We start from the raw sequence: 6000 nt of genomic DNA on the forward strand, positions 1-6000 counted from the left end.
TCTACCCGTGTGGCGTGACTCAGGCGCGGCCGGCGCGCAGGGAGTCGCGGATCTCGCGGAGCAGCTCGACGGACTCGTCGGTGGTCTCCTCCTCGGCCGCGACGAAGCGCTGGCGCATCGCGGTGTAGGGCTTGATGACACCGAAGTACACGACCGCGGCCATGATGAGGAAGGCGACGAGGGCGGTCAGGAGAGGACCGATGGTCTGGAAACCGAGGATCTCCATGTCATCGAAGTTGAACTCCTTGCCGCCGGTGATGCGACCGACGACCTCGAGCAGGAAGTTGGTGAAATTGGTGACGACGGCCGCGAAGGCGGTCGCCATGATCAGACCGGTGGCGATCTCGACGAGATTGCCACGCATGAGGAAGTCCTTGAAGCCCTTCATGAGGGTCTCCCTTCGGATGGGGTACAGGGGCGTGACGCGCGAACGTCACTCGCCTGACAGTGTGAACCATCCGGACTCACATTGCGCCGCAAGAGACCCCCGTGGCGCGTCCGTCAGCCCGTCGTCACGACGACGAAACCGCCCTCGGAAGCCCCGCCCGGCCCCATGCTGCGCAGGATCGTGCGGATCTCGTCCGGCTGCAGGACGACCCGGGCCACGGACTGCCCGGACGCGCCCTCGGAGGTGCCGGTGACCCGAGCGCCCGTGGCGAGCGGGGTCGCGCGACCGGCCAGGTAGACGTCGACCTCGTCATCCGTCGCGAGGTGGTCGCCGGGCAGGGCGAGGGGGAGGGTCAGCTGGGGTCCGTCACCGACCGGGTCGGTGACCGGCTCGGTGGACTCGCCGCCGGTGGCCCCGAGGACGAGCTGGAGGGCGAGGAGGATCGCGCTCACGGCGAGCAGCCGGCGCGCGAGCGAGAGCCGCCAGGCCGCCCGACGGGAGGGCCCGAAGAGGGACGGGAGGTGCTGCGCGAGACGCGAGGTGGCCATGGCCCGACGCTAGGGCCGGCCCAAGGCGTGTGGGAGTGGCGTCAGCTCGCGGTGGACGACGTCGTCGAGGCGGTCGAGCCTGTGGACGAGTCGGAGGAGGAGCTCGAGCTGGTCGCGGAGTCGCTGCTCGCGCTCGTCGACCGCGAGTCGTTGCGGTAGAAGCCGCCACCCTTGAAGACGACGCCCACGGCGTTGAACTGCTTGCGCAGACGGCCCTGGCACTGCGGGCACGTCGTCAGCGCGTCGTCGCTGAAGGACTGGACGATGTCGAAGGCGTGGCCGCAGTCGGCGCAGGCGTAGGCATAGGTAGGCATGGCCCTGCCATCATACGTCGCGGTGCCAGCCGGCCAGGCGTCCGTGGCGGGCGACCGAGCGCAGCCGGTGCTCGGCCCGCTCGCGCTGCGCGCCGGGGGTGACGACGAGCAGCCGGTCACCGGTCCACAGCCGGGTGTGCGCGTCGGGGACGAAGGTCTCCGCGCCGCGGACGACGAGGGAGACGTTGACCCCCTGCGGCAGGCGCAGCTCGTAGACCTCGACCCCGGCCAGGCGGGAGCCTCGTGGACGGCGACGTCGAGCATCTCCGCCCCGAGCTCCTCGAGCGGCATGGCCTCGACCACGACGTCAGCGGCCCGGCCCGGCTCGGTGACCCGCAGGGCGCGGGCCACCCGCGGCATGAGCGGCGCCTGCACGAGGGTGAAGATGACGACGAGCATGAAGACGAGGTCGAAGACCCACTCGACACCCGGCACGTTGTTGGTGATCGGCACCGTCGCGAGGACGACGGGCACGGCCCCGCGCAGGCCGGCCCAGGAGAGGAAGGCCTGCTCCCGCCACGGTACGCCGAAGGGGGTGAGGGAGACGATCACCGAGAGCGGCCTGGCGACGAGGAGCAGGACCAGCCCGGCGAGGATCGCGCGGGGCACCTCGTCGACGAAGCCGGAGGGGCGGGCCAGCAGGCCGAGCATGACGAAGAGTCCGATCTGCGACAGCCAGCCGAGCGCCTGGGCGAACCCGGTCACCGACTGCCGGTGCGGCAGGTGCATGTTGCCCAGGACGAGCGCCGCGAGGTAGCAGGCGATGAAGCCCGAGGTGTGCGCCGTCGAGGCCGCCGCGTAGGCGAGCACGCCGATGCCGACGACCCCGAGGGAGAACAGGCCGGAGGTGCCTGACGCGAGCTGTCGCATGAGCTTGCCCCCGAGCCAGCCGATCGCGAGCCCGATGAGCGCGCCACCGGTGAGCTCGGCGATGGCGAGCAGCCCGATCTGCCACCACGGCTCGGCCTCCGCGGGGTCGGCCAGCTGCAGCGAGAGGGCCGTGACGAGCAGGACGACGGGGGCGTCGTTGAAGCCCGACTCGGCCTCGAGCATCCCCGACAGCCGGCGGGGCAGCGGCACGACGCGCAGGACGGAAAAGACGGCGGCGGCATCGGTCGAGGCGAGGATCGCGCCGATGAGCAGGCTGATCTGCCAGTCGGTGTGCAGGATCTCGTGCAGCGCGACGGCCACGACCGCGACAGACACGAGCACCCCGACGGTCGACAGGGCGAGGGCCGGTGCCACCGAGGCCCGGATCGAGGACCACGACGTCGTGAGGCCGCCCTCGACGAGGATGAGCACGAGCGCGCAGTAGCCGAGCACCTGCGCGGCCTGGTCGGAGTCGAAGGGGATGCCCAGGCCCTCCTGGCCGAGGGCAAGCCCGATCGCGAGGTAGAGCAGCAGGGTCGGCAGCCCGGCGCGGTTGGCCAGGCGCACGGCCGCCACGGCGACGACGAGGACGAGCGAGCCGGCGAGCAGGGCGAGCGAGAGCTCCGAGAGGTCGAAGCCGGGCGTCTGCCCGCTCGAGATCACCTCGTCGTCCCGTCGGGGGCCACGGGGCCGCACCCGAGGGCGCTCAGCACCCAGGCGACCGGCACGTCGTGCGGCTCCCGTGGCAGCGCCTCGTCGGCGAGCTCGCCGGGGTGCAGCAGCACGACGACGGGCACGTGCGGGGCGAGCATCGGCAGCACCCGGTCGTAGCAGCCGCCGCCCTGGCCCAGGCGGGTGCCGTCGCGGTCGACGGCCAACCCCGGGGCGAGCACGAGGTCGGCCCCGGTCGGTGCGTCGATGCCGAAGGGGGTCCGCCCCGGGTCGTCGAGGTCGCACCAGTCCAGCTGCATGTCGTCCAGCGTGATCGGCACGAGCACGCGGTGGCCGCGAGCCCGCAGGGCGTCGTTGACCGCGACCGTCGAGGGCTCGTGGGGGAGGGACTCGTACGACAGCACCGTCCCGGGCGTCGTGGCCGACCACCCGGCCGGCGGTGACGCCTCGAGCTGGGCGGCGATCGCGGCGCCGTCGGCGATGAGGTCACGGGTGGCGACGATCTCGCGCCGCCGCGCCCGCAGGAGGCGGCGGGTTTCCCCCTTCGATCGCGCGCCGAGTGTCATGGGACGACATCGTAAGGTGACCACCATGAGTCGCGAGGGGTGTGCGAGGGCCGTCGAGCGGATGGCTGCAGCGGGGGTGGACCAGCGGGCGATCACCGTCTTCGAGCACTACTGGGAGCAGCTGGCGGCAGGCGAGCAGGGGATGGTCCGCGAGGACACCCTCGAGCCGCTCGTCGACGTGCCCGAGCTCGCCGCCCTCGAGGTCGACGACGAGGCGCGCCGCGAGGCCCTCGCCCGGGTCGCGGTCGTCAAGCTCAACGGCGGCCTCGGGACGAGCATGGGCATGGCCGGGCCCAAGGCGGCACTCGTCGCGCGCGACGGACAGACCTTCCTCGACGTCATCGTCCGCCAGCTCATCGCCCTCGAGGAGCGCTTTGGGGCTCGGCCGCCGCTCGTGCTGCTCAACTCCTTCCGCACCCGCGAGCGCTCGCTCGAGATCCTCGAGCGGTACCCGCAGATGGCCGACCAAGCATTGCCCCTGGACTTCCTGCAAAACATGGAGCCCAAGCTCGACGCCGAGACCCTCGCCCCGGTGACGTGGGCGGAGGACCCCGACCTCGAGTGGTGCCCGCCGGGTCACGGCGACGTCTACGTCGCGCTCGCCGCCTCCGGCCTGCTCGATCGCATGCGCGCGGCCGGGATCCGCTACGCCTTCATCTCCAACTCCGACAACCTCGGCGCGACCTGCGACCCCGACATCGCGGCCTGGATGGTGGCGGAGGGCATCCCCTTCGCCGTCGAGGTCGCCGAGCGGACCCTCAACGACCGCAAGGGTGGCCACCTCGCGGTGCGCCGCAGTGACGGCCAGCTCGTCCTGCGCGAGTCGGCGATGGTCGTCGACGACGACCAGGAGCACTTCCAGGACATCCGCCGGCACCAGTGGTTCAACACCAACAACCTGTGGGTCGACCTCGACCGGCTCGACCAGCTGCTGCGCGAGCGCGACGGCGACCTCGGCCTGCCGATCATCGTCAACCGCAAGACCGTCGACCCGACCCGCCCCGACTCCACCCCCGTCATCCAGATCGAGTCGGCCATGGGCTCGGCCGTCGAGGCCTTCGAGGGCAGCGTCGCGCTGCGGGTACCGCGCTCGCGCTTCCGGCCCGTCAAGACGACCAACGAGCTGCTCCTGCTGCGCTCCGACGTCTTCGAGCTCGACGAGCGGTGGCGCGTCGTCTCTACCATCGACCGCGGCGACCCGACGGTGCGGCTCGACCCGACGTACAAGCTCATCCACGACTTCGACGCCCGCTTCCCGCAGGGGGTGCCGTCGCTGCGCGAGTGCACCTCGCTGCAGGTGACCGGTGACGTCACCTTCGGCGCGGACGTGCGCGCCGTCGGCGACGTCGAGGTCGTCGCCACCGAGCCGGCGACCCTGCCGGAGGGGGCCCGTCTCGAGGGGCGGGTCGAGCTGCCCCGGTGAGGCGCCGGCGCGGGGTCGTGCTCACCGGCGCCACCGTGCACGGCGAGAGGATCTCCCTTCGTCCGCTCGTGCGTGGTGACCGTGACGAGTTCATCGCACTGCGCCGCCGCAATGCCGACTGGCTGACGCCGTGGGACCCCACGACGCCACCGGGCGGGGTGCCGCGGCGCGACATCGCCGCCGACTTCCGCGGGTACGTGCGGGCCCTGGACGCCGAGGCGAGGTCCGGCACCGGGCTCACCCTGGCGATCGTCGTCGACTCCGCGATCGTCGGTCTCGTCGCGGCGAGCAGCATCGTCGAGGGCGCGCTGCGCTCCGCGAGCATCGGCTACTGGGTCGGGCGCGAGGTCGCCGGCCGAGGCATCGCGCCGACGGCCGTGGCGATACTCGCCGACCACCTCATGGACCCGCAGGGCCGGGCACTGCACCGGGTGCAGCTGGAGATCCGCCCCGACAACGCGCCGAGCCTGGCCGTCGCGGCCAAGCTCGGCCTGCGCGAGGAGGGGCTGCGGCGTGCCTACCTGCACATCGACGGCGCCTGGCGCGACCACCGCAGCTTCGCCGTCGTCACCGACGAGCTGGGTCCCGGAGGGCTGCGAGCACGTCTGTCACACCAACATCAGGCGTCACGTGCGCGACACACCGACCAGCCTGCACCACCCTGACGACGTGACTGCCTAGCGTTGGGTCCGTGCAGCCGAGCAGCCTCATCTTCGTCCTCGTCGTGGCGATCTGGGCTGTCTACCTCCTCCAGTACTGGATCAAGCGCCGCGACCACCTCTCCACCGTGCGATCCGTCGACCGCTTCTCCGCCGCGATGCGGGTGCTCGACGACCACCGACTGCGTCGTGAGGCCACCGAGCCCACGCCGCGCTCCTACGCCGTGACCCCGGCGCGCACTGCGCGCCCCGAGGTGACCGTCAAGCACGCCGGGGCCCCCGCCCGGGCCCGCATGGTCGAGCCCGTCGTCGGTGCGCCGCGTCGGGTCCGCGGTCTGGTGCTGCTGACGATGCTCGTGCTGCTGCCCGTCGTCACCCTCGTCGCTGCCTTCGGCCCGCTGACCTGGTGGGTCGCCCTCGCCTGGCTCGTCGGGACCGTCGCTGCCTTCGGCTGGCTGCGACAGGCGGTGCAGGCCGAGCGCGAGGCGCGCGGTCGTGCCCGGGCGCAGGAGCGTCGGACCGCCACCGCCACCGCTCCCACCCCGCGTCGGGCCGAGCCC

General features: G+C 72.3%; 6 protein-coding genes and 1 pseudogene. 3 read left to right on the forward strand and 4 right to left on the reverse strand.

Annotated elements, in window-relative coordinates:
- Nucleotides 1–19: 19 nt before the first annotated feature.
- From B277_RS07150 to B277_RS07170, 4 genes are all read right to left on the reverse strand, one after another.
- On the reverse strand, nucleotides 20–388 hold the full coding sequence (locus B277_RS07150) for an MscL family protein (RefSeq protein WP_007926681.1): 369 nt from the start codon (nucleotides 386–388) through the stop codon (nucleotides 20–22).
- A gap of 113 nt (nucleotides 389–501) precedes the next feature.
- Nucleotides 502–936 carry a hypothetical protein gene (locus B277_RS07155; protein WP_007926682.1) on the reverse strand — a complete coding sequence of 145 codons (435 nt, stop codon included), beginning with the start codon at nucleotides 934–936 and terminating at the stop codon, nucleotides 502–504.
- A gap of 41 nt (nucleotides 937–977) precedes the next feature.
- Nucleotides 978–2783: a potassium/proton antiporter gene (locus B277_RS07165; RefSeq protein ID WP_007926683.1), complete on the reverse strand. Its 1806-nt coding sequence runs from the start codon at nucleotides 2781–2783 to the stop codon at nucleotides 978–980.
- Nucleotides 2780–3358: a 5-formyltetrahydrofolate cyclo-ligase gene (locus B277_RS07170; RefSeq protein ID WP_007926684.1), complete on the reverse strand. Its 579-nt coding sequence runs from the start codon at nucleotides 3356–3358 to the stop codon at nucleotides 2780–2782. The genes B277_RS07165 and B277_RS07170 overlap by 4 nt, the downstream gene beginning before the upstream one ends.
- Nucleotides 3359–3383: 25 nt before the next feature.
- On the opposite strand from B277_RS07170, the gene B277_RS07175 reads away from it, so the two are divergent.
- The 3 genes and pseudogenes from B277_RS07175 to B277_RS07185 form a co-directional block, all read left to right on the forward strand.
- Nucleotides 3384–4781 (forward strand): UTP--glucose-1-phosphate uridylyltransferase, encoded by a 1398-nt coding sequence (locus tag B277_RS07175; RefSeq protein ID WP_040881091.1) that lies wholly within the window; start codon nucleotides 3384–3386, stop codon nucleotides 4779–4781.
- Nucleotides 4778–5446: a GNAT family N-acetyltransferase gene (locus B277_RS07180; RefSeq protein WP_007926687.1), complete on the forward strand. Its 669-nt coding sequence runs from the start codon at nucleotides 4778–4780 to the stop codon at nucleotides 5444–5446. Before B277_RS07175 ends, B277_RS07180 begins: the two co-directional genes overlap by 4 nt.
- A 26-nt stretch (nucleotides 5447–5472) precedes the next feature.
- Nucleotides 5473–6000, forward strand: a pseudogene (locus B277_RS07185) (hypothetical protein); the annotation flags it as partial.

The organism is Janibacter hoylei PVAS-1 (assembly GCF_000297495.1).
Taxonomy (GTDB): Bacteria; Actinomycetota; Actinomycetes; order Actinomycetales; family Dermatophilaceae; genus Janibacter; species Janibacter hoylei.

What these genes read in the sequence shown, in the direction of transcription:
- B277_RS07155 (WP_007926682.1), bottom strand. Translation starts at nt 936, where the DNA reads ATGGCCACCTCGCGTCTCGCGCAGCACCTCCCGTCCCTCTTCGGGCCC.
- B277_RS07170 (WP_007926684.1), bottom strand. Translation starts at nt 3,358, where the DNA reads ATGACACTCGGCGCGCGATCGAAGGGGGAAACCCGCCGCCTCCTGCGG.
- B277_RS07175 (WP_040881091.1), top strand. Translation starts at nt 3,384, where the DNA reads ATGAGTCGCGAGGGGTGTGCGAGGGCCGTCGAGCGGATGGCTGCAGCG.
- B277_RS07150 (WP_007926681.1), bottom strand. Translation starts at nt 388, where the DNA reads ATGAAGGGCTTCAAGGACTTCCTCATGCGTGGCAATCTCGTCGAGATC.